Origin of the sequence: Comamonas sp. CAH-2, from assembly GCF_009668305.1 — a bacterium.
Classification (GTDB): Bacteria; Pseudomonadota; Gammaproteobacteria; order Burkholderiales; family Burkholderiaceae_C; genus Comamonas; species Comamonas aquatica.
On record NZ_VSWF01000009.1, the window covers coordinates 85,766 to 106,720 of the forward strand.

The following is a 20,955-nucleotide window of genomic DNA, read 5'->3' on the forward strand; positions in this document are numbered from 1 at the left end:
CCATGCCCCCTGTCTACCGTTGGCTGGCCTGGAGCGCCTGCAGCCTGGGCCTGCTGGCCTGCAGTGATTTCCAAGAACGCCTGGGCGGCTATCCCACCACCGACACGGTGCTGCACCTGGACAGCGCCAGCTCCAACCAGATCGCCGATGCCCTGAACCAGCTGTCGCGCATTGCCGTGCTCGGCGACGACTGGGAGTTTCTGGACCCGCAGGACCCCTGCACCATGCAGGTCATCGACCAGCGCGCCAGCCACAACCTGGTGCTCAACCTGCGCGGCGCGCGCTTTGCCTTGCACCGCGATGCGGGCAGCGGCGACTACTACGCCACGCTGCAGCACGGCGACACCCTGGTGCGCGGGCCGGACCAGCAGCCGCTGCGCCTGTTCGAGACCAGCAGCTACCAGCACGTTTTCTTTGCCGAAGGCTATCTGCAGGCGCTGGCGCAGAAATGCGCGCTCAGCCTGGCGGCCGCGGCACCGGCCGATGCGGCACAAAAACCATAGCTACCAGCGCAATCCAGAAGCGCGCTACAGCGGTTTTTAAGGCTGTTCAACCCGCAGTGGCGGCCACGCCTTGCGGGCGGCGCACCTGCAGCCCGCCCTCCAGCGCCAGCAGCAGCACGCCGGCACCGATCAGGGCGTACATGGGCTCCTGGCCGGGCTGGATGCGCTCGCCCATCAGCAGGGCGGCCACCACCAGCAGCAGCGGCTCCACATACGACAGCAGGCCGAACAGGCCCAGCGGCAGCAGGCGGCTGGCCGCCATGTACAAGGCCAGCGCCACGGCGCTGAGCACGCCCAGCAGCGGCACCAGCAGGTGCAGCGCCGGCTCGCCCTGGATGGCGCTCCAGCCGCTGATGCCCTGCGGCAGCACGCGCAGCGCCAGCCACAGGCACACGGGGGTCAGCAGCAGCACGTCCAGCCAGTGCCCGGCCAGGGTGTTGGTGTGCAGCTTGCGGCGCAGCACGAAATAGCCCGGATAGCCCAGCACCACCACCCAGGTCGGCCAGGCCAGGCCGCCGACGCGCAGCAGCTCCCAGGCCATGCCGCAGGCGGCCAGCACCGTGGCGGCCAGTTGCAGGCGGCTCAGCCGCTCGCCAAACACCAGGCGCCCGGCCAGCACCATGGCCAGCGGCAGCAGGAAGTAGCCCAGCGACACCGACAGCGCGTGGCCGTGCAGCGGGGCCCACATGAACAGCCACAGCTGCACGCCCGCCAGCGCCGACGACAGCAGCAGCAACAGACCCAGCGTCCACTGCGCGCGCACGCGCTGCGCAATCGCCAGCACCCCGCCCAGCTGGCCGCTGTACAGCAGCCACGCGGTGGTGAACGGCAGGGCCATCAGCAGGCGCCAGCCAAAGATCTGCTCGCCATCCAGCGGCTGCAGCGCAGGCACCAGGTAGTAAATGCCGCCAAAAATGCACGAGGCCACGATCGAAGCCAACACACCCTGCACCATCTGCGCCCCTGCCCTTGTTCTGAAAATGTTCCGGCGCCCGGCCCCTGTGGCATGCACCAAACTGGTGATTCTCGGCCAAATCACCGCGCCCCGCCCTCGTATTCGCCCAAACCCGCACACGCCAGGCACGCCGCCACTACACTGGCCCGCTTTGCGCTTTCGACCGCCCCGCATGACCGAACCGACCCTGCCCCGCCCCTGCTACACCCACCCGCTGGAGATCCTCTGGCAGGACGAGGACATGGTCGTGGTCTACAAGCCCGCCGGCTGGCTGGTGCACCGCACGGCGCTGGCGCGCCATGAAACGCGCTTTGTGCTGCAAAGCCTGCGCGACCAGATCGGCCAGCATGTCTGGCCCGTGCACCGCCTGGACCAGGGCACCTGCGGCGTGCTGGTGTTTGCGCTGAACCAGGAAGCCTGCCGCCGGCTGGCCGCCGCCTTCATGGACCACACGGCGCGCAAGCACTACCTGGCGCTGGCGCGCGGCTGGTGCCCCGAGCTGGTCGAGGTGGACTACGCCCTCAAGCCCGACGATGCCCCGGAAGACGCCCCTGCGCAGGCCGCACAGACCACCTTGCGCGGCCTGGCCACGCTGGACTGGCCCGAGGCCTACGACCCGCGCCACCCCAGCACGCGCATCTCCCTGGTCGAAGCCCTGCCCAAGACGGGCCGGCGCCACCAGATCCGCCGCCACCTGAAGCACGAATCCCACCCCATCATCGGCGACGCCACGCACGGCAAGGGCGCGCTGAACCGCTGGTGGGCCGCCCGCATCGGCCTGCAGCGCCTGTGGCTGCACGCGCATGCGCTGGAGCTGCCCCACCCGCGCACCGGTGCGCCCCTGCGCTTTTGTGCCGACTGGCGCCAGCTGGGCCATGTGCCCGAGGTGCAGCAATGGCAGCAGCTGCTGGCCCTGCCCGGCTGGCAGGCCACGGCCCACGGCCTGCCGGACAGCTGCGGCCTGGTGCTGCCCCTGCGCGCCGATTAAACAAGAGCAGTCTGCGCACAAAAACAAAGGACTTCAGATGGATAACCATCTGAAGTCCTTGTTTGGCGTGCGCTAGCAGCTACTGTTTTAGCAAAGCCGCAGCACAACCCTGCCCTGCACGTTCCGCACCGGGCAAGGGTGCCACCGACGGCCGACCGGGGGCGCGCAGCGGTCAAGCAAGGCACGCCCGCCCGGCCCCAGGCCTTGCACGCAGGGCCGCGTGGCCGGCGCCAGCCGGTGTGCCGTGCTCACTTCTTGGGCTTGATCCACTTGCCGTCTTCGTCAAACTCCAGCAGCGGCGCGGGCACCAGCGGGTAGCTGGCGTCCGGGTCGGCCTTGAGCTCGGTCGACAGCAGGTCCAGCAGGCGCGTGTTGTCCATCTTGAAACCGCAGGCCTGGGCATGGCCGCCGCCGCCAAAGCTTTCGGCCAGCGGGATGCAGTTGAAGTCCGAGCGCGAACGCAGGCCCACCTTCACGCCCTTGGGGCCGGCGTGCCACATCAGCGCGAAGCTGCCGCTTTGCTTGGCCAGCAGGTCGCCCACCTGGCTGTGGAAGACACCGGGGCTGTTGACCATCAGGCCCTGGAAGCCGTTGAACACCAGCACTTGCGCGCCCGAGGCGATCTCGGCGCACAGGCTCTGGAACTTCTCGTCCATGGCACCACCGCGCGCCATGAAGGCCGCTTCCATCTCGGGCGTGAAGGCGGCAATCTCGGCCCAGCGGGCAAAGCTGCGCTCTTCCATGTCCAGCGCCGCCAGGAAGGGCGCGCTCTCGGCGAATTCCCACTTCCAGATGTCGCGGTCCTCGATGTAGCGGATCAGGCCGGGCACGGGCTTGTCGGGGTGGAAGAACTCCCAGGCCAGGCGCGCGCCGGACTTGTTCATGTCGAAGTGCACCACCCCACAGCGGCACTGGTAGCCGGTCAGTTTCTCGGCCGCGCTCTTGTGGTGGTCCAGCACCACCAGCTTGCTGACCTTGGCCTCGATCTGCGCCATCAGCGCAGGCTCGAACGCGAAGTCCACCACGTACACGGCGCGCCCGTCCAGGTCGCCCAGGTCCTCGGCGGTCTGGATCTCACCATGGTCCAGACCGCGGAATTCGGCCTGGTCCCCGTAGTACAGCCAGGCCGCCAGGGCCGCGCCATAGCCGTCCGGGCAGCGGCGGCCGTGGTAGAGGATCAGGGGGCGCACGTCATCTTGCAGCGAAGGACGCACCAGCAGTTGCAGGGGGAGGATGGTATTTTTCATGTGGGCCCGATTGTCGCCGCAGCGCGCGACCGGCGCACAGCCCGGCCCCAGATCCACTGCCACCGTGCACTGGCCTCGGCTGGTGTGACCCCGGCCGGCAGCCCGGCGCCGCGGCCCAGGACATACCCTGAGCGGTATTGACAGACCGCGATCAATGCAATTTTGGAATGATTCAATTTCGCCAATTCATGCCTGAAATCGCCACACGTTGCGCACAAAATCCTTTGACATCAAGCACTTAAACATTCCACGGCGTCAACAAAGCACCGACAAACCATGGTTGATTACATTCCAGGCCCGCAGACAGCCTGCGGGCGACCCCACATAATGCTTGCATCACTGTTTCAGTGACTGGCTTTGAGCCCCAACGCCAGCCACCAAGTCTGATGAACAACGTCAACGACATCGCCCCCTATCTGGGACAACTGCTCAGCTTCCGCCACGACCTGCACGCGAACCCTGAGCTGCGCTACGAAGAGCACCGCACGGCCGACAAGGTTGCGGCCTTCCTCCAGGCGCTGGGCCTGCCCGTGCACCGCGGCCTGGGCCAGACTGGCGTGGTCGCCAGCATCTACGGCCACGGCCGCTCCAAGGACAACCCCGGCCGCACCATCGGCATCCGCGCCGACATGGACGCCCTGCCCGTGACCGAAGCCACGGGCGCCGCCCACGCCAGCTGCGTGCCCGGCAAGATGCACGCCTGCGGCCACGACGGCCACACCACCATGCTGCTGGGTGCCGCCACCCTGATGGCCAAGAACCCGGCCTTCGATGGCACCGTGCACCTGATCTTCCAGCCCGCCGAAGAAGGTGGCGCCGGTGCCAAGGCGATGATGGACGACGGTCTGTTCCAGCAATTTCCCTGCGATGCCGTGTTCGCCCTGCACAACTGGCCCTCGCTGCCCCAGGGCCAGATGGCCGTGCGCGTCGGCCCCATCATGGCCTCGACCATGCGCTTTGAAATCCGCGTGCGCGGCAAGGGTGGCCACGCGGCCATGCCCCACAAGACGCTGGACCCCATCCCTGTCGCCTGCGCCATCGTCAGCCAGCTGCAGACCCTGGTGTCGCGCGGCGTCGACCCGCTGGACAGCGCCGTGCTGACCATTGGCAAGATCGAGTCGGGCACCGTGGAGAACATCATCCCGGACGAGGCCGCCATCTACGGCACCGTGCGCACGCTGAGCCAGGCCACCCAGGACTACATGACCGAGGGCCTGCAGCGCATCGCCCACCATGTGGCCGCGGCCCACCTGTGCGAGGCCACCTACATCCACAAGCCCGGCTACCCCAACACCACCAACACCGCCAACGAGGCCCGCTTCATGGCCGAGGTGATGCAGGAGATGGTCGGCGCCGACAACACCTTCCCCGACATCGCCCCCGCGATGACGGCCGAGGACTTCGGCTTCATGCTGGAGCAAGTGCCCGGCGCCTATGGCTGGATCGGCAACGGCCCGAACGGCCAGCCCGGCGTCGGCCTGCACAACCCGGGCTACGACTTCAACGACGACAACATCGAGCTGGGCGCCCGCTTCTGGGACCAGCTGGCACGCCGCTGGTTCGCGCAGCCGCGCTGAGCGCCCCCCACCCACCGCGCCCTGGCGCGGTTTTTTATGGGGAAAGCCCACGATGCCCACGAGCCACGACCTCCCCCTCACCCGCCGCCAGCTGCTGCTGGCCGGCGCCAGCCTGGCGGCCCTGCCAGCCGGCACCGCCATCGCCGCACCGTGGCCCACCCAGCCCCTGCGGCTGATCGTGCCCTACCCGGCCGGCGGGGTGAACGATGTGGTGGCGCGCCTGTTCGGCGAGCGCCTGGCCAGGACCCTGGGCCAGCCCGTGGTGGTGGACAACAAGCCCGGGGCCGGCGCCACCATCGGCATGGCCGAGCTGGCCAAGGCCCACGACCAGCACACGCTGGCGTTTGGCGCCATCAGCCCGCTGACGCTCAACCCCTACCTGATGAAGGTGGCCTACGACCCGCTGACCGACATTCTGCCGGTGGCCAGCGTGATGTACGCGCCGGTGTACGTGATGGCCACCCGCGCCCTGCAGGCCCAGCGCTTCGAGGACGTGCTGCGCCAGGCCAAAACCACCCAGGGCGTCAGCGTGGCCACCTCGGGCTACGGCACGCTGGGCCACATCATGGTGGAGCAATTGATCCGCGCCACGGGTGGCCGCTTCGTGCACGTGCCCTACAAGGGCGGCAGCCAGCTCATCACCGACGCGGCCGGGGCACAGTTCGACCTGCTGCTGGCCAACCCCTTCGGCCCCATCAATGCCCTGATCGCCCAGGGCAAGCTGCGCGTGCTGGCCACCACAGGGCCGCAGCGGGCCGCCAGTTTTCCGCAGCTGCCCACGCTGGGCGAACTGGGCTGGGACAAGGCCAACCTCACCTCGCTGTTCGGCTTCTACGCCCCCAAGGGCACCGAGGCGGCGGTGGTGGCACACCTGAATGCCGCCATCAACCAGCTGCTGCGCAGCCAGGACATGCGCCAGCGCCTGCTGCAGTTGGACAACGTGCCCCTGCCGCTGTCGGCCGAGGCCTTCGGCACCCTGATCCGCAAGGACTATGCGCTCAACGGCGTGGTGATCGAGCAGGCCGGCATCCAGGCGCAGTGATCACCAGGTGCGCAAGGCCTGTGGCCCGCTCAGGTCGGGCGCCTGCAGCCATTCCAACGCCGGCAGCGGGCGGCTGAACAGGTAGCCCTGGCACAGGATGCCGGGCTCCCAGGCCTGCAGCAGTTGGGCCTGGGCCTTGTGCTCCACGCCCTCGGCCACCACGCGCAGCGCGCGCCCCTTGGCCACCATCAGCAGCGCCTCCACCAGCACGGCGCCATGCGACTGCGGCGTCAGGTCGTGGATGAAGGTCTGGTCCAGCTTGATCTCCTGGATCGGCAGCCGCATCAGGTAGGCCAGGGACGAATACCCGGTACCGAAGTCGTCCAGGGCGAAATGCACCCCCAGGGCGCGCAGGCTCACCATCTTCTGGATGGCCTGCTCCACCTCCTGCAGCAGCAGGCTTTCGGTCACCTCCAGAGTCAGCCGGCTGGCATCCACCCCCGTGCGCTGGATCAGCTCCTGCAGCTTGCGCACAAACCCGGCCTGCTGGAACTGGACCGCACTGACATTCACCGAGACGCGGTAGCCGCCTTGCTGCACCCGCGGGTCGTTCAGCAGCCGGCAGGTCTGCTCCAGCACCCAATCGCCCATCGGCACCACCAGCCCGGTGTCCTCGGCCACCGGAATGAACTCCGCGGGGTCGACCATGCCGTTGACCGGGTGCTGCCAGCGCACCAGCGCCTCCACGCTGACCACCCGCCCCATCATGTCGACCTGGGGCTGCACGAACAGCTGCAACTGGCCCTCTTGCAGCGCCACGTGCAGGCCTTTCTCCAGTTCAATGCGCCGTTGGGCGGTGGCGGCCAGGGCCTCGGAATAGGCATGCACCTGCCCCCCGCCCTGGTGGCGGGCCTGTGACAAGGCCACGCTGGCCCGGCGCAGCACATGGTCCCCGGCGTCGGCCTGGAGCCCCGGCTCCACAAACGGGAAGACGCTGAACCCGGCGCTGCACGACAGCTGCACGGTTTCCGGCACCTCCTGCAGGCAGACGATGGTGCCCAAGCCCTGCTGCAGCTCTTCCGCCACGGCATAGCTGTGCATGCGCGCGCCCTGGCGCGTCTTGCCCACGCGCTCCAGAATCACCGCAAACTGGCTGGCCGAGGTGCGCGCCAGCCGTGCACTGGGCGGCAGCAGCGACTGCAGCCGCGCCACGAAGGCCTGCAGCAGCGCATCCGACCACTGGCTGCCGCGCGCGTCGATGAACTTCTGGAAGCGGTCGATCTCGAGCAGCAGCAGCGCATGGCACTCCTGCGCTGTACCGTCGCTGCGACTGGCCGGTTGCTGCTGCAGCAGCATGTCCAGCCGCTGCAGCAGGGCCTTGCGATTGGGCAGTTGCGTGACCGCATCCACATGCTGCAGGTGGCGGATGCGGCGCTCGGCCTCCAGCAGTTCGGAGATGTCCTGGCGGATTTCCAGCAGGTGGCTCAGATCCCCATCCGGGTCGGTCACCGGGGCGATGCGCACGCTTTCCGTGACCTGCACGCCATCCTGGCGACGGCTGTTCACCACGCCCTGCCAGACCTGGCCGCGCTGCACGGCGTCCTGCACCTGCATGCGCTCCTGCGGACCCAGGCCCGCCTGGGCCAGCGAGGTCTGACCAACGATGGCGCTGCGCTGCAGGCCGGAATGCTCTTCAAACGCCTGGTTGGCGTAAACCAGCCGGTCTTGCAGGTCAACGATCAGCACGCTGTCCTGGCTTTGCTCCACCGCCTGGAACAGCACGCCCAACTGCTGCTTGTGGCGTCCCAGCTCGTCCAGCGAATGCCGCAACTGCAGCATCTGCGCCGAATAGCTGTGCAGCATGCGAAAGGTGACCCACAGCAGGAACAGCATCACATAGCCAGCGATGAGCACCTGCTCCCAGTGCGCGCGCCCCTGGTAGGCCAGACCGCCGCCCAGCAGCACCACAACCACGGCCACCAGGGCGGCTTCGGCAATCCCCATGGACCAACCGGCAAACACCACCAGCACGGCCAGCACCAGCACGGTGCTGGTGCCAAAGAAAGCGCCTTGCCAGGCCAGAAGGCAGACCACGCTGAGCGCAGCCAGCAGCAGCCACTGGGCCGCCAGCCGCCAGCGCAGGCGCCAACCGATCAGCAGGGCCACCCAGGCGATGGGGCCGGCCGCCAGGCACAGCCACCAGCCGTTGCCCCCGGGGCCCGAGAGGGCCGCCACGCCCCAGCCCAGTATCCAGAACCACAGCGCCACCACCACCACGGCAAAGCGCGCATTCGCTTCGGGCGGCGGAGCAAGGCGCGGGAAGGTGCGGGACAGCATGGGGCGTGGGCAGACGGCGGCTGGGGACAATCCCCCCGAGCATCCACAGGCCAGCGCCCCCGGCGCGTAGGCGAAGGGCTTGCCTTAACGCGGCTTGCGGCCCTTTTTGCGCGACTGCGCCAGCGCATCCTTCTTGGCCTGGCGCTCGGCATCGGCCACGGCGGCCACGGCGGCCCATTGCTCGAACTCGGCCGGCGTTTCCAGGGTGATACGGCCCAGCACATGGGTGCGATAGTCGGTGATCACGATCTCGGCGGCCTTTTGCAGGTTCACCCGGCCGCCGCTCATCACGCAGCCACGCTTGCGGCCGATGGCTTCCAGCAGCTCGTCGTCGTGCAGGGCCTGGATTTTTTCCACCCCCAGCCCCAGCTTGAAGCGGTCTTCCAGGTTCTGCGGATAGTGCTTTTGCAGGTACAGCAACAGCTCCAGCGCCACCAGCTCCTCGTCGTAGGCGTTGCGCCCCACCGAACCCGAGGCCGCCAGGTTGAAGCCGCTTTGCGCGATGGAGATGCGCGGCCACAGCATGCCGGGCGTGTCCCACAGGTAGAAGTCGTGGTCCAGCACGATGCGCTGCTCGTCCTTGGTCACACCGGCCTCGTCGGCGGCCTTGGCCTGCTTCTTGCCAGTCATGGTGTTGATCAGGGTGGACTTGCCCACGTTGGGCACGCCGCAGATCAGCACGCGCATGGGCTTGGCCATGCCGCCACGGTTGGGCGCCAGCTGGCGGCAGGTCTCCACCAGGCGGCGCGCGGGCGCCACTTCCTCGGCATCCATGGCGATGGCGCGGGTTTCGGGCTGGGCGTTGTACCAGTCCAGCCAAGCCTGGGTCTGCACGGGATCGGCCACGTCCTGCTTGTTCAGCAGCTTCATGCGCGGCTTGTGGCCCGTGAGTTCTTGCAGCAGGGGATTGAAGCTGGAGCCGGGGATGCGCGCATCCAGCACCTCGATCACCACGTCGATGTCTTTGACGCGCTCCTCGATGAGCTTGCGGGTGAGGTGCATGTGACCGGGGAACCACTGGATCATCTGCATGGCAAGGGCTTTCTCTGTTCTAGTTGTGGGGGGACTTGGGGCCGCAAGGATAATCGCAAGCTGTCATCCCGTCATCGCCACTTTGCCATGCCCTCCCAACGCCCCGCCCCTTCCCGCAGCCCCTTGAACAACGACATGCTGGTGCGTGGTGTGATCCTGGCGCTGATCGGCCTGATCCTCATCATCGCCCCGCACTTTATGGGCAGCAGCCCGACGCGCGACCTGTTCACGCACGCCCAGATTCCGGCCTGGTTCTCGCTGGTGCTGGGCCTGGCCTTCATGGGCCAGTACGCCAAGCAGCGCCTCAAGGACAAGCGCGACTGAGGCCCGGGCCGGCAAAGGCCCCAGCCCGGCGCTCACTGTGCATCAAAAAGCAGCCTAGCGCTTGCTGCGCATGCTCTTTACGCTATCAAAGCTGCATCCTGTGACTGCAGCTTGAACACCGCCACCTGCTGCTCCAGGTAACCGGCCTGGTCGTGCAGGTCGGCCGCAGCCTGGTTGCTGGCCTGCACCAGGCGGGCGTTCTCCTGGGTCATGCCGTCCAGCGCCACCATGGCCTGGTGCAGCTGGGCAATGCCGGCGCTCTGCTCCTGCGCCTTGTGGGTGATGCCGCCCACCAGGCTGCTGACATGCTGCACATCCTGCACGATGCGCTGCATGCGCTGGCCGGCGTCCTGGGCCAGGCCGGCGCCGTTTTCCATCTGTTCCAGCGAGTGGGTGATCAAGGCCTTGATGCGGCGCGCCGCATCGGCGCTGCGCAGCGCCAGGGCGCGCACCTCCTCGGCCACCACGGCAAAGCCGCGCCCCTGCTCGCCGGCGCGCGCCGCCTCGACCGAGGCATTCAGCGCCAGGATGTTGGTCTGGAAGGCGATGCTGTCGATGACCCCGGTGATGGCGGCGATCTCGGCGCTTTGCGCGCGCAACTGGTCCATGTTCTGCACCACCTGCTGCACCACCGCCCCGCCGTCGCTGGCCGATTGCGCGGCCGAGGCGGACAGCTGGTGCGCCTGGCCGGCATCGGCCACGGCGTCATTGAGTTGCTGGCTGATCTGTTCGATGCCGGTGACCGCCAGCTGCAACTGCGCATCGGTGTGCTGGGTGCGCTGCGCCAGCTTGGCATTGCCCTGGGCCAGATTGCTGGCGGTTTGCGAGACATGGCCCACGCCGTGGCGCACCTGGGCGACCACGCCGTGCAGGTGCGCGCCCATGCGGTCGAAGGCCCGCAGCAGGCTGCCCATCTCGTCGCGGCGGCTGTCGGCCACCTGCTCGGTCAGGTCGCCGTGGGCGATCGCTTCGGCCAGGGCCACGGCCTGCGCCAGCGGCTGGGTGATGGAGCGGGTGATAGCCACCGAAATCAGCACCCCCACCACCAGCAGCACCGCATAGACCGACAGGGCCCACAGCTGGGCCTGCTGGCGCACCGCGGCGGCGGCGTCCTGCGCCGTCTGGCGCAGCTGCTGCAGGTGGTCCAGCCACTGATCTTGCGTGGCCAGGTAGGCCTGGGCCGCGGGCTGCAGGGATTCCTGCACCAGCTTCTCGGCCTCCCAGGCCATGCCCAGGTCGCGGGCGCGGAAGGTCTCGGCATAGCTCTGGGCCAGCTGCTGGCCTTGCGCCTGCACCTGCTGGCCTAGCACGCCCTGCAGCTCCATCACCTGGGTCAGGGCCTCGGCCTGCGCCAAGTAGTCGCGCGCCTTGGCGGCGAAGCTGGCGATCACGGCCTCTTCGGACGAGAGCACGCTGGCCAGCGCGGTTTCCACGCCCTTTTGTGTCAGCGCCTGCCATTGCTGGGCCTGGGCCAGCTGGGCATCGTGCACCTGCAGGCTGGCGGCGGCGTCGCGCTCGACCTGCTGCAGGTAGGCGATCAAGCCGCCGGCCACCAACACACCGCACAGCAGCAGGCCGCCGAACACCACGGCGATCTTCACCGCCACCGGCCAGTGGCGCAGGACCCCGCGGTCCGACGGTGCACGGGGATGGGCAGGTGCCGGCTGCTTCGGGTTGACGGTGCTGGGGGCAGACACCATTTCCCGCACAGGTGTGGCATGGGAAGGGACAGAGCGAACAACAAGCGACATGGCGGCCAACATCTCCAAGGGTTGGCCGCAATCTAGTGCTACAAAATGTCAACACTGTGACAGTGCAATGACACCACGCCCGGCGCTCGGTCATCTGCAGTCACCAAAAACAAGAGCTGCCGGCGCTGATGTACACAAGGTTTCAAAGATGTTGCATCTTCAAGACCACTGAACACCAGCGCGGACAGCTCATGTTTTTGAGGTGGGCGATGGTGCCCACCCTGGGCTTCAGCCCAGCGCCGCGGGGTCCATGTAGCGCTGGCGCCATTCCTCGAAGGTGCCGGTGTCGGCCGCCTCAATGGCCTGCTGCGCCTGCACCGAAGTTTGTGCGAACTGCGCAAACTGTGCCTGCTGGGCTTCGCTCCAGGGCAGGCCCAGCAGGTGCTCGCGGGCCCACAGCGACTGGGTCAGGCCGAACTGCTCGAAGCTGTTGCCATGCAGACGGCGCATGTCGTCCAGCACCCGTGCGGACGGCGTGGTCTGCGGCTGGGCCACGCGCTGCCGGGCCTGGGCCAGGGCATCGCTGTAGGCCGTGGTGGCGTGGGTGGCGTCCAGCGCCGCCGCCATGGGCGCGCACTCCTGCAGCACCTGGGCGGCCCAGTCGACCAGGGCCACGCGGTCCTGCCCGCGCAGCAGCTGCAGCCCGGGCTCGCGCCCGCGCTCGGCCGCCAGGTGCTGGTTGTGCTTGAGCTGGACGATCTCCTCGGGCGAATCGGGCGGGCTGTCGGTCAGCAGGCAGTGCAACAAAAACACATCCAGCATGCGCATGGTGGAGGTGTTGATGCCCAGGGGATCGAACGGGTCCAGGTCCATCAGGCGCACTTCCACATACTCCACGCCGCGTTCGCGCAGCGCATGCAGGGGGCGCTCGCCGCTGCGCGTGGTGCGCTTGGGGCGGATGGTGCCGTAGAACTCGTTCTCGATCTGCAGCAGGCTGGTGCCCAGCTGGTTGTAATCGCCGCCGGGGTTGCGGATGCCCAGCTGTTCGTAGGCCGGATAGGGCTGGGTCAGCGCCTGGTGCAGCGAGTTGGCATAGCCTTCCAGGCCGTTGTAGCTGACGTTGATGGAGGCCTGTGCGTCGCTCTGGTAGCCCAGGCGCCCCATGCGCAGCGACGTGGCATGCGGCAGGTACAGGGCCTTGCAGCCCTCGCCCAGCGGCTGCAGGCGGTGCTCGCGCCCCTCGACGAAGCAAGGGCTGAGCGCCGGCGAAGCGCCAAACAGGTACAGCAGCACAAAGGCATGGCGGCGGAAATTGCGGATCAGCGCGAAATAGTCTTCGCTGCTAACGCCGGGCAGCGACCAGTTGTAGTGGATGCCCGAAATGGTCTGCATGCGGCGGCCATAGCGGTGGCCCAGGCCCATGCGGTACACGCTCTTGGAGCGCCCCGAGTGCGAGGAGCCGTAGCGGCCCAGCGGAATGGTCTCGTCGGTGGGCAGGTGGCAGGGCATGCTGGAGGCCCAGATCATCTCCTCACCCACGGCGGCCATGCTGCGCAGCGTGTACTGGTGGATGTGCTGCAGCTCCTGCAGGCATTCATCCACCCCCAGGCGGGCGCCGGTGATCAGCTCCAGCTGCGACTCGCTGTAATCGGTGGTGATGTGCGGGTGGGTCAGGGCCGAGCCCAGCGCCGCCGGATGCGGCGTCAGGGCCAGGTGACCGGATGGCAACACGCGCAAGCCCTCTTTTTCAATACCGCGGCGTATGCCTGCCAGACGTTCGGCTGCGGGAAGGGGGAGCGACTTGGGTGTTGGATTCATTCTTGTCTGCGATTAGGGTGCAGGAAACGGAGCCACCTTAGCATGCGGCCCCCGTGCACAGTGATGATAGAGACAAGGCTGGCGCTCCGATGCTCCCCAGGGCCATAACCACGCGGCGGCTGTGCCGCCCGGGGCGCGTGATTGCACGCTGACTTTCTAACCGCTAGGGGCGCCCGCTCAGGGCGTGGCCGCGCGCGCGGCGAGGGCCTTGCCGACCTCCAGCGTGCCCTGGGCCGAGCCACTTTGCGGCACCTGTTCGTTGTGGCGGTCGCAGACCTGCGCCAGCTGTTCGGCCAGCAGCTCGGGGGCCTGCGCGCCCAGGCCGACGTGGATGCCTTCGGTCAGGGTGATGTGGGCGGCCTCAAAGCTGCCGGCCCCGGCACACAGGATGGTGCGGGTGGGGGCCGACGCGTGCGCCAGCACCAGCATGGCCGGCACCACCGCCTCGGGCTGGAGGGCGGCCAGCACCTCGGCCGACATCAGGCCTTCGGTCATGCGGGTGGCGGCCGTCGGCGCCAGCGCATTGACGTGGATGCCGTACTTGGCCCCTTCGATGGCCAGGGTCTGCATCAAGCCCACCTGGGCCATCTTGGCCGCGCCATAGTTGCTCTGGCCGAAATTGCCATACAGGCCGGACGACGAGGTCGTCATCACGATGCGGCCATAGTTCTGCGCCTGCATGTGCGGCCACACGGCCTTGCAGCAATGGGCCGCACCCATCAGGTGCACCTCCACCACCAGGCGGAAATCGTCCATGTCCATCTTGGCAAAGCTCTTGTCGCGCAGGATGCCGGCGTTGTTGACCAGGATGTCCACACGCCCCCAGGCATCGACCGCCTGCTGCACCATGGCCTGCACAGCCACCCAGTCGGTCACCGAAGCACCGTTGGCCATGGCCTCGCCGCCCAGGGCCTTGATTTCATCGACCACGGCCTGCGCCGCCGACACGGAACCGCCGGAGCCATCCACAGCCCCGCCCAGGTCATTGACCAGCACCTTGGCACCACGGCGCGCCAGCGCCAGTGCGTGCTCACGCCCCAAACCACCGCCCGCGCCCGTGACGATGGCAACCTGACCTTCAAACGACAAAGATTGCATGTGCTGTCTCTCCTGTTGTAATGGCTTGCATCTGCTGCGTCCGACTGTACGCACACCGGCCACGGGCGGCATTCACGCAGGTGACTGGCAGCCTGCGCCAGCTTATCCACGGCAGGACCGCACAAGCATGTGGACAAACTTGGGATGCCGGCCAACAAGTCGATTAAGTGCTTGTTTTGCAATAGTTTTCATTAATTGCTCATTTTTTAATCACATGCTTAGAAACTCCGGAAATTTGCCCCCAAATACCCTGAACAATCCTGTTGATAAGTTTTCGAATTCCCTTTCAAAACCAATTCAAACCTTTGATTCACAACAACATTCAGTGCATTGAACAAAAAATAGACAGCTTGCACAAGCTGGATCCGATCCAGCTCTGCCGCGGTGGAACGCCCCGCAATCCGCACCAGTTGCCCCCAATTTGACTGAACAACCATGTGGATAAGTACCCCCAAAGCCCACAGCCCTCGCACAAGTACTTGATCTGCAAGGACAAGCAGTTCGTTGCCTATTTTTTACGCAAACCCCAACGAGTGTCACAACCGACTTAACCAGCGACAATTTCGGGTTGATCCCCGACAGGCCTGGACCTTTTCCGACATGAATGCACCCCTGACCCCCGAACTTTTTACCGCCAAGCTGGAGCCCAGCGGGCAGCAGTGCGATGCCTGGGCCGACCAGACCCTGCTGGACTCCATCGAAATGGGGGGGCTGAACTGGCCCAGCTCCTGCCGCAACGGAACCTGCCGCACCTGCCTGGGCACCCTCACCGCAGGGTCCGTGCATTACAAGATCGACTGGCCCGGCCTGACCGCCGAGGAAAAGGCCGAGGGTTGCGTGCTGCCCTGCGTGGCCTACCCGGACGGCGATGTCACCTTGCAAGACCCCGAAAACTGAGGCCTTGCACCCACCCAATCCTGGCAGGCAGGCCACAAAGCACTAAAATGCCTGCTTTCAACAGGACCGAGCACCATCCGGCGCTTGGCTTTGCAGCGACGGAACCCGTACGCACATGTTCTTTGGAAGCATGCAGGCCCCTGCATGCAGGGCGGGAGCCCCGATCAAAGGCAGTGCTGCCGGCAACCCGACAGGTCATCCAAGGAACCCACTCCATGAACACCCCCCTCAACCCCGTGCAAATTTCGCCGGTGGAAGACATCGTTGCCGACATGCGCGCCGGGCGCATGGTCATTCTGGTGGATGAAGAAGACCGCGAGAACGAGGGGGATCTGGTCCTGGCATCCGACCACGTCACGCCCGAAGCCATCAACTTCATGGCCAAGTACGGCCGGGGCCTGATCTGCCTGACCCTGACCCGTGAGCGCTGCGAATTCCTGAAGCTGCCGCCCATGGCCGCCCGCAATGGCACCGTTTACAGCACGGCCTTCACGGTGTCGATCGAGGCCGCCGAGGGCGTGACCACCGGCATCTCGGCCGCCGACCGCGCCCGCACCGTGCAGGCGGCCGTGGCCAAGCAGGCCCAGCCCAGCGACCTGGTGCAACCCGGTCACATCTTCCCGCTGCAGGCCGTCGATGGCGGCGTGCTGATCCGCGCCGGCCACACCGAAGCCGGTTGCGACCTGGCCGCAATGGCCGGCTGCAGCCCCTCGTCCGTGATCTGCGAGATCATGAAGGACGATGGCACCATGGCCCGCCTGCCCGACCTGCAGCTGTTCGCCGCCGAACACGGCCTGAAGATCGGCACCATTGCCGACCTGATCCAGTACCGCAGCCGCACCGAATCGCTGCTGCAGCAGGTGGGATCGCGCCAGCTGCAGACCCACTGGGGCACATTCACCGCCCACGTCTTCCAGGACAAACCCAGCCAGTCCGTGCACATCGCCCTGGTCAAGGGCCAATGGAGCGAAGCCGACGAAGTCGCCGTGCGCGTGCACGAGCCGCTGTCGGTGCTGGATGCGCTGGAAGTCCAGCGCTCCATGCACTCCTGGAGCCTGGACACCAGCCTGGACTACATCCACCACCGTGGCCAGGGCGTGGTCGTGCTGCTGAACTGCGGCGAAAGCGCAGACCAGTTGCTGGCCCAGTTCGAGGGCAAGGCCCGCGCGTCCCAGGCGCCCGAGCGCGGTCGCATGGACCTGCGCACCTACGGCATCGGAGCACAGATCCTGCGCGAGATGGGCGTGCACAAGATGCAACTGCTGGGCCAGCCCCGCCGCATGCCCAGCATGGCCGGCTATGGCCTGGAAATCACTGGCTACATCACCAAGGAATAAGACAACATGCTGCATGCAGACAAAGGCACGGCCGCACAACTGAATGGCCAAGGACTGCGCATCGGCATCGTCCAGGCGCGCTGGAACGAAGGCATCACCCAGGCCCTGGCCGAAGCCTGCCACCAGGAACTGCTGGCCCTGGGCGTGCAGACCGATGCCATCACCCACGTCGTCGTGCCCGGCGCCCTCGAAGTGCCTGCCGCCCTACAGGCCATGGCCGAGCGTGGCGGCTACGATGCACTGGTGGCCCTGGGTTGCATCATCCGTGGCGAGACCTACCACTTCGAACTGGTCGCCAATGAATCGGGTGCTGGCGTGACCCGCGTGAGCCTGGATTACCAGCTGCCGATCGCGAACGCCATCATCACCACCGAAAACCTGGAGCAGGCCATCGCCCGCCAGACCGAAAAGGGCCTGGACGCGGCACGTGTGGCCGTGGAAATGGCCAGCCTGCTTCGCACACTGAAATGACCATGAGCGACGAACACGCCCCCACCTCGACCGGCAAGAGCCGCCCCCCCCGCCAAAAGCGCACCGGACTGACCAGCACCGGTGTGCGCAAGGCCGCCTCCAAGTCGGCGCGCAGCCGCTCGCGCGAATTTGCGCTGCAGGGCCTGTACCAGCACCTCGTCGGCCGCAACGAGGCCACCGCGATTGACATGTTCACGCGCGACCTGGCCGGCTTTCACAAGTCCGACGCCCTGCACTACGACGCGCTGCTGCACGGCTGCATCAAGCTGGAAGCCGACCTGAACGCGCTGATCGCCCCCAAGCTGGACCGCCAGCTGGGCGAGCTGTCGCCCATCGAGCAGGCCTGCATGTGGATTGGCGCCTATGAGCTGATGTACTGCCAGGACGTGCCCTGGCGCGTCGTGCTCAACGAAGTGATCGAGCTGGCCAAGGAATTTGGTGGCACCGACGGCCACAAGTACGTCAACGGCGTGCTCAACGCGCTGGCGCCAGAGCTGCGCGCCGCCGAAGTCCAGGCCGACAAGGCCGGCAAGAGCGCCTGACACGCGCCCCAGGCAGCGCGCCACCGGCCGCTGCCTTTTTCGATTCCCGTTTGTTCTTTCTGTCAGCGCCCCGCGCGCTGTGCCAGTCCATGAAGTTTTCCAAGCGCGCCGAAAAAATCTCCCCGTTCTACGTCATGGAAGTGGCCAAGGCCGCCCAACAGCTGGCCCAGGAAGTGGCCCACGGCCCCGAGCCGATGATCTTCCTGAACATCGGCGAGCCCGACTACACTGCCCCGGCCCAGGTCCAGGCGGCCGCGCAAGAAAGCATCGCCAGCGGCCGCACGCAGTACACCAACGCCCTGGGCCTGGAGCCACTGCGCCAGGCCATCAGCGACTGGTACCGCAGCCGCTTCGGCATCCAGGTGCCGGCCCAGCGCATCGTGGTCACGGCGGGCGCCTCGGCGGCGCTGCAACTGGCCTGTCTGGCGCTGATCAATCCGGGCGATGAAATCCTCATGCCCGACCCCAGCTACCCCTGTAACCGCCACTTCGTGAGCGCTGCAGAGGGCGTAGCCCAGCTGATCCCCACCGGCGCGGCCGAACGTTACCAACTGAGCGCCGAGCACGTGGCCACCCACTGGGGTGCCCAAACCCGCGGCGTGCTGCTGGCCTCGCCGTCCAACCCCACGGGCACCTCAATCGATCCGGCCGAGCTGCGCCGCATCCACGAGGTGGTGCAGTCCAAGGGCGGCATCACCATCGTCGACGAGATCTACCTGGGCCTGTCCTACGACGAGGCCTTCGGCCACAGCGCCCTGGCCATCAGCGACGACATCATCAGCATCAACAGCTTCAGCAAGTACTTCAACATGACCGGCTGGCGCCTGGGCTGGATGGTCGTGCCCGAGGCCATGGTGCCCGTGGTCGAGCGCTTGGCGCAGAACCTGTTCATCTGCGCCTCCACCGTGGCCCAGCACGCCGCCCTGGCCTGCTTCAGCCCCGACAGCATCGCCGAGTTCGAACGCCGTCGCGCCGAGTTCAAGGCCCGCCGCGACTACTTCCTGCCCGCGCTGCGCGAGCTGGGCTTTGGCATCGACGTCATGCCCGACGGCGCCTTCTACGCGTGGGCCGACTGCACGCCGCTGTGCGCCAAGCTGGGCGTCCAAGACAGCTGGGAATTTGCCTATGCGCTGATGGAGCGCGCCCACCTGGCGATCACACCCGGGCGCGACTTCGGCACCGCGGACACCGCCCGCTACGTGCGCTTTTCCACGGCCAACTCCATGGAACAGCTGCAGGAAGCCGTGCGCCGCATGCAACGGCTGTTCGCGTAAAGTCCGGCCACAGGGGGAACTTTCATGGCATTCACCTTTCCCATCCGGGTGTACTGGGAAGACACCGACGCCGGCGGCATCGTCTTCTACGCCAACTACCTCAAGTTCTTTGAGCGCGCACGCACCGAATGGTTGCGCAACCTGGGCGTGGAGCAGCAAAAGCTGCGCGACGAAGCCGGCGGCATGTTCGTCGTCACACAGGCAGAGTTGAACTACCTGCGGCCTGCGCGCCTGGACGATCTGTTGGAGGTCACGGCCGTGCTGCAGTCGGCGGGCCGGGCCTCCATCACCATCGCCCAGCAGGCTTTTTTGCGGCCCGTGTCATCCGATGGCACGCCGCAACTGTTATGTGAAGGCAGCATTCGCATCGGCTGGGTGGATTCCGCCAGCATGCGCCCTGCCCGTATTCCGAACTCCATCGTGGAAAAACTCTCATGAACGCAGCCCAAGACATGTCCATCCTCAGCCTCATCATCCAGGCCAGCTGGGTGGTGCAATTGGTCATGTTGATCTTGGTCGTGGCCTCGGTGGCCAGCTGGGCCACCATCTTCCGCAAGGCCCAGGCGCTCAAGCAGGTGCGCCAGCTCAATGACTCCTTCGAGCAGGACTTCTGGTCGGGCCAGAGCCTGAACGACCTGTACAACAGCGCCACCCAGAACGCCAAGCACGGCGGCCCGATGGAACGCATCTTCGCCAGCGGCATGCGCGAGTACAAGAAGCTGCGCGAGCGCCGCATCAACGACAGCGGCACGCTGATGGACGGCACGCGCCGCGCCATGCGCGCCAGCCTCCAGCGCGAGATGGACGAGGTCGAATCCGGTCTGGCCTTCCTGGGCACCGTCGGCTCCGTCTCGCCCTACGTCGGCCTGTTCGGCACCGTCTGGGGCGTGATGCACGCCTTCACCGGCTTTGCCAGCATGGAACAGATCACCCTGGCCACCGTGGCCCCCGGCATCGCCGAGGCGCTGGTCGCCACCGCCATGGGCCTGTTTGCCGCGATTCCCGCCGTGACCGCCTACAACCGCTACGCCCACAACATCGACCGCATCGCGAATGTGCACGAGACCTTCATCGAAGAGTTCTCCAACATCCTGCAGCGCAATGTGAGCGGCCCCACCGCCAGCTCCACCGCGTCCGGTTACTGAGCGCAGGAGCCACCCCATGCCCGCAGTCAGCTCCCGCGGCAAAGGCCGCCGCACCGTGGTGGAAATCAACATGGTGCCCTTCATCGACGTGATGCTGGTGCTGCTCATCATCTTCATGGTGACGGCCCCCATGCTCACGCCCGGCAACATCGACGTCCCCACGGCGGGCAAGTCCTCCAAGCCGGCCGCCAAGAACATCGCCTACGTCCTGCTGGAAAAGGACGGCCGCGTGATCTTCAAGACCAAGAACACCGAGCAGCAGATCGCGCTGCCGGAGCTGCAGGGCATCGCCACCTCCTGGAAAAACAGCGACCCCGAACACACCGCCATCCAGATCCTGGCCGACAAGACCCTGCCCTATGAGTCGGTGGTCCAGGCCATGGCCCAGTTGCAGGCGGCCGAGGTGCGTGTGGCACTGGGCGTCAAATCTTCCTCCAACTAAGCACACGGCTTTCCCCGACCCGCGCGCCCCATTCCTCCATGTCCCCTCGCCTCGCCCAAGACCCCTTTGCCCCACCTCGCCCGAGCAAGCGCTTGCGCAGCTGGGTCTTGGCACTGCTGGCCCATGCCACGCCCCTGGTGGCCCTGGTCTGGAACATCACCCCGCCGGTCGCCGTCGAGCAGGCCGCGGTCGAGGCCGAGCTGTGGTCGGACACTTTCGTGCAGGCCGCGCCACGTGCGGCCGCGGTCGTGCCCCCACCTGCGCCGGCGCCCACACCCGCCCCAGCGCCGGAACC

General features: G+C 66.9%; 20 protein-coding genes and 1 pseudogene. 14 read left to right on the forward strand and 7 right to left on the reverse strand.

Annotated elements, in window-relative coordinates; genetic code table 11:
• Window positions 1-2: 2 nt before the first annotated feature.
• The gene (locus FYM52_RS07975) at window positions 3-503 is read left to right on the forward strand and encodes a hypothetical protein (protein ID WP_154163706.1); all 501 of its coding nucleotides are present in this window, start codon (window positions 3-5) and stop codon (window positions 501-503) included.
• A gap of 46 nt (window positions 504-549) precedes the next feature.
• Here FYM52_RS07975 and rarD read toward each other — a convergent pair whose 3' ends face one another.
• Window positions 550-1,458, reverse strand: coding sequence for an EamA family transporter RarD (gene rarD, locus FYM52_RS07980; protein WP_154163707.1), 909 nt, complete (start codon window positions 1,456-1,458; stop codon window positions 550-552).
• Window positions 1,459-1,630: 172 nt separating this feature from the next.
• Here rarD and FYM52_RS07985 point away from each other — a divergent pair, with 172 nt between their 5' ends.
• Complete coding sequence (locus FYM52_RS07985; protein ID WP_154163708.1) at window positions 1,631-2,446, forward strand: pseudouridine synthase; 816 nt, start codon at window positions 1,631-1,633, stop codon at window positions 2,444-2,446.
• Between the two features lie 248 nt (window positions 2,447-2,694).
• On the opposite strand, the gene FYM52_RS07990 is transcribed toward FYM52_RS07985, so the two are convergent.
• Window positions 2,695-3,693 (reverse strand): DHH family phosphoesterase, encoded by a 999-nt coding sequence (locus FYM52_RS07990; RefSeq protein WP_154163709.1) that lies wholly within the window; start codon window positions 3,691-3,693, stop codon window positions 2,695-2,697.
• A gap of 386 nt (window positions 3,694-4,079) precedes the next feature.
• Here FYM52_RS07990 and FYM52_RS07995 point away from each other — a divergent pair, with 386 nt between their 5' ends.
• Together FYM52_RS07995 and FYM52_RS08000 are read left to right on the forward strand one after the other, a co-directional pair.
• Entirely contained in the window at window positions 4,080-5,270 is a 1,191-nt protein-coding gene (locus tag FYM52_RS07995; RefSeq protein ID WP_154163710.1) for a M20 aminoacylase family protein, read from the forward strand.
• Between the two features lie 52 nt (window positions 5,271-5,322).
• Complete coding sequence (locus tag FYM52_RS08000; RefSeq protein ID WP_154163711.1) at window positions 5,323-6,312, forward strand: tripartite tricarboxylate transporter substrate binding protein; 990 nt, start codon at window positions 5,323-5,325, stop codon at window positions 6,310-6,312.
• Here the strand turns inward: FYM52_RS08000 and FYM52_RS08005 are convergent, their stop codons facing one another.
• Window positions 6,313-8,589: a bifunctional diguanylate cyclase/phosphodiesterase gene (locus FYM52_RS08005; protein ID WP_154163712.1), complete on the reverse strand. Its 2,277-nt coding sequence runs from the start codon at window positions 8,587-8,589 to the stop codon at window positions 6,313-6,315.
• Window positions 8,590-8,673: 84 nt separating this feature from the next.
• Window positions 8,674-9,621: a ribosome biogenesis GTPase YlqF gene (gene ylqF, locus FYM52_RS08010; RefSeq protein ID WP_231499157.1), complete on the reverse strand. Its 948-nt coding sequence runs from the start codon at window positions 9,619-9,621 to the stop codon at window positions 8,674-8,676.
• Window positions 9,622-9,708: 87 nt separating this feature from the next.
• Between ylqF and FYM52_RS08015 the strand changes: the two genes are divergently transcribed.
• Window positions 9,709-9,945, forward strand: coding sequence for an SPW repeat protein (locus tag FYM52_RS08015; RefSeq protein ID WP_043382457.1), 237 nt, complete (start codon window positions 9,709-9,711; stop codon window positions 9,943-9,945).
• A 77-nt stretch (window positions 9,946-10,022) separates the two neighbouring features.
• On the opposite strand, the gene FYM52_RS08020 is transcribed toward FYM52_RS08015, so the two are convergent.
• From FYM52_RS08020 to FYM52_RS08030, 3 genes are all read right to left on the reverse strand, one after another.
• Complete coding sequence (locus FYM52_RS08020) at window positions 10,023-11,645, reverse strand: methyl-accepting chemotaxis protein (RefSeq protein WP_154163713.1); 1,623 nt, start codon at window positions 11,643-11,645, stop codon at window positions 10,023-10,025.
• 279 nt (window positions 11,646-11,924) lie between these two features.
• Window positions 11,925-13,454 carry a glutamate--cysteine ligase gene (gene gshA / locus FYM52_RS08025; RefSeq protein WP_154163714.1) on the reverse strand — a complete coding sequence of 510 codons (1,530 nt, stop codon included), beginning with the start codon at window positions 13,452-13,454 and terminating at the stop codon, window positions 11,925-11,927.
• A gap of 177 nt (window positions 13,455-13,631) precedes the next feature.
• Entirely contained in the window at window positions 13,632-14,552 is a 921-nt protein-coding gene (locus FYM52_RS08030) for an SDR family NAD(P)-dependent oxidoreductase (RefSeq protein WP_154163715.1), read from the reverse strand.
• 600 nt (window positions 14,553-15,152) lie between these two features.
• Here FYM52_RS08030 and FYM52_RS08035 point away from each other — a divergent pair.
• The 9 genes and pseudogenes from FYM52_RS08035 to FYM52_RS08075 form a co-directional block, all read left to right on the forward strand.
• Entirely contained in the window at window positions 15,153-15,449 is a 297-nt protein-coding gene (locus FYM52_RS08035) for a 2Fe-2S iron-sulfur cluster-binding protein (protein WP_043382466.1), read from the forward strand.
• Between the two features lie 215 nt (window positions 15,450-15,664).
• On the forward strand, window positions 15,665-16,786 hold the full coding sequence (gene ribBA, locus FYM52_RS08040; protein WP_043382468.1) for a bifunctional 3,4-dihydroxy-2-butanone-4-phosphate synthase/GTP cyclohydrolase II: 1,122 nt from the start codon (window positions 15,665-15,667) through the stop codon (window positions 16,784-16,786).
• Window positions 16,787-16,792: 6 nt separating this feature from the next.
• A complete protein-coding gene (ribH, locus tag FYM52_RS08045) occupies window positions 16,793-17,257 on the forward strand; it encodes a 6,7-dimethyl-8-ribityllumazine synthase (protein ID WP_042412324.1) in 465 nt (154 codons plus the stop codon).
• Window positions 17,258-17,259: 2 nt separating this feature from the next.
• The gene (gene nusB / locus FYM52_RS08050) at window positions 17,260-17,799 is read left to right on the forward strand and encodes a transcription antitermination factor NusB (RefSeq protein ID WP_043382472.1); all 540 of its coding nucleotides are present in this window, start codon (window positions 17,260-17,262) and stop codon (window positions 17,797-17,799) included.
• An 89-nt stretch (window positions 17,800-17,888) separates the two neighbouring features.
• Window positions 17,889-19,073, forward strand: a complete 1,185-nt coding sequence (locus FYM52_RS08055) for a pyridoxal phosphate-dependent aminotransferase (RefSeq protein WP_154163716.1) — start codon at window positions 17,889-17,891, stop codon at window positions 19,071-19,073.
• A 24-nt stretch (window positions 19,074-19,097) separates the two neighbouring features.
• Window positions 19,098-19,511 carry a tol-pal system-associated acyl-CoA thioesterase gene (gene ybgC / locus FYM52_RS08060; protein ID WP_045266460.1) on the forward strand — a complete coding sequence of 138 codons (414 nt, stop codon included), beginning with the start codon at window positions 19,098-19,100 and terminating at the stop codon, window positions 19,509-19,511.
• Entirely contained in the window at window positions 19,508-20,218 is a 711-nt protein-coding gene (gene tolQ / locus FYM52_RS08065; RefSeq protein WP_042412331.1) for a protein TolQ, read from the forward strand. Before ybgC ends, tolQ begins: the two co-directional genes overlap by 4 nt.
• A gap of 16 nt (window positions 20,219-20,234) precedes the next feature.
• Entirely contained in the window at window positions 20,235-20,660 is a 426-nt protein-coding gene (locus FYM52_RS08070) for a biopolymer transporter ExbD (RefSeq protein WP_045266459.1), read from the forward strand.
• A gap of 38 nt (window positions 20,661-20,698) precedes the next feature.
• Window positions 20,699-20,955, forward strand: a pseudogene (locus FYM52_RS08075) (protein TolA); the annotation flags it as partial.

Bases quoted from the DNA above. Each gene is read 5' to 3' on its own strand.
- FYM52_RS07975 (WP_154163706.1), top strand. From the start codon at position 3: ATGCCCCCTGTCTACCGTTGGCTGGCCTGGAGCGCCTGCAGCCTGGGC.
- FYM52_RS07995 (WP_154163710.1), top strand. From the start codon at position 4,080: ATGAACAACGTCAACGACATCGCCCCCTATCTGGGACAACTGCTCAGC.
- FYM52_RS08015 (WP_043382457.1), top strand. From the start codon at position 9,709: ATGCCCTCCCAACGCCCCGCCCCTTCCCGCAGCCCCTTGAACAACGAC.
- FYM52_RS07985 (WP_154163708.1), top strand. From the start codon at position 1,631: ATGACCGAACCGACCCTGCCCCGCCCCTGCTACACCCACCCGCTGGAG.
- ribH (WP_042412324.1), top strand. From the start codon at position 16,793: ATGCTGCATGCAGACAAAGGCACGGCCGCACAACTGAATGGCCAAGGA.
- ribBA (WP_043382468.1), top strand. From the start codon at position 15,665: ATGAACACCCCCCTCAACCCCGTGCAAATTTCGCCGGTGGAAGACATC.
- gshA (WP_154163714.1), bottom strand. From the start codon at position 13,454: ATGAATCCAACACCCAAGTCGCTCCCCCTTCCCGCAGCCGAACGTCTG.
- FYM52_RS08055 (WP_154163716.1), top strand. From the start codon at position 17,889: ATGAAGTTTTCCAAGCGCGCCGAAAAAATCTCCCCGTTCTACGTCATG.
- FYM52_RS08070 (WP_045266459.1), top strand. From the start codon at position 20,235: ATGCCCGCAGTCAGCTCCCGCGGCAAAGGCCGCCGCACCGTGGTGGAA.
- ylqF (WP_231499157.1), bottom strand. From the start codon at position 9,621: ATGCAGATGATCCAGTGGTTCCCCGGTCACATGCACCTCACCCGCAAG.
- tolQ (WP_042412331.1), top strand. From the start codon at position 19,508: ATGAACGCAGCCCAAGACATGTCCATCCTCAGCCTCATCATCCAGGCC.
- FYM52_RS07990 (WP_154163709.1), bottom strand. From the start codon at position 3,693: ATGAAAAATACCATCCTCCCCCTGCAACTGCTGGTGCGTCCTTCGCTG.
- nusB (WP_043382472.1), top strand. From the start codon at position 17,260: ATGAGCGACGAACACGCCCCCACCTCGACCGGCAAGAGCCGCCCCCCC.
- FYM52_RS08030 (WP_154163715.1), bottom strand. From the start codon at position 14,552: ATGCAATCTTTGTCGTTTGAAGGTCAGGTTGCCATCGTCACGGGCGCG.
- FYM52_RS08020 (WP_154163713.1), bottom strand. From the start codon at position 11,645: ATGGTGTCTGCCCCCAGCACCGTCAACCCGAAGCAGCCGGCACCTGCC.
- rarD (WP_154163707.1), bottom strand. From the start codon at position 1,458: ATGGTGCAGGGTGTGTTGGCTTCGATCGTGGCCTCGTGCATTTTTGGC.
- ybgC (WP_045266460.1), top strand. From the start codon at position 19,098: ATGGCATTCACCTTTCCCATCCGGGTGTACTGGGAAGACACCGACGCC.
- FYM52_RS08035 (WP_043382466.1), top strand. From the start codon at position 15,153: ATGAATGCACCCCTGACCCCCGAACTTTTTACCGCCAAGCTGGAGCCC.
- FYM52_RS08000 (WP_154163711.1), top strand. From the start codon at position 5,323: ATGCCCACGAGCCACGACCTCCCCCTCACCCGCCGCCAGCTGCTGCTG.
- FYM52_RS08005 (WP_154163712.1), bottom strand. From the start codon at position 8,589: ATGCTGTCCCGCACCTTCCCGCGCCTTGCTCCGCCGCCCGAAGCGAAT.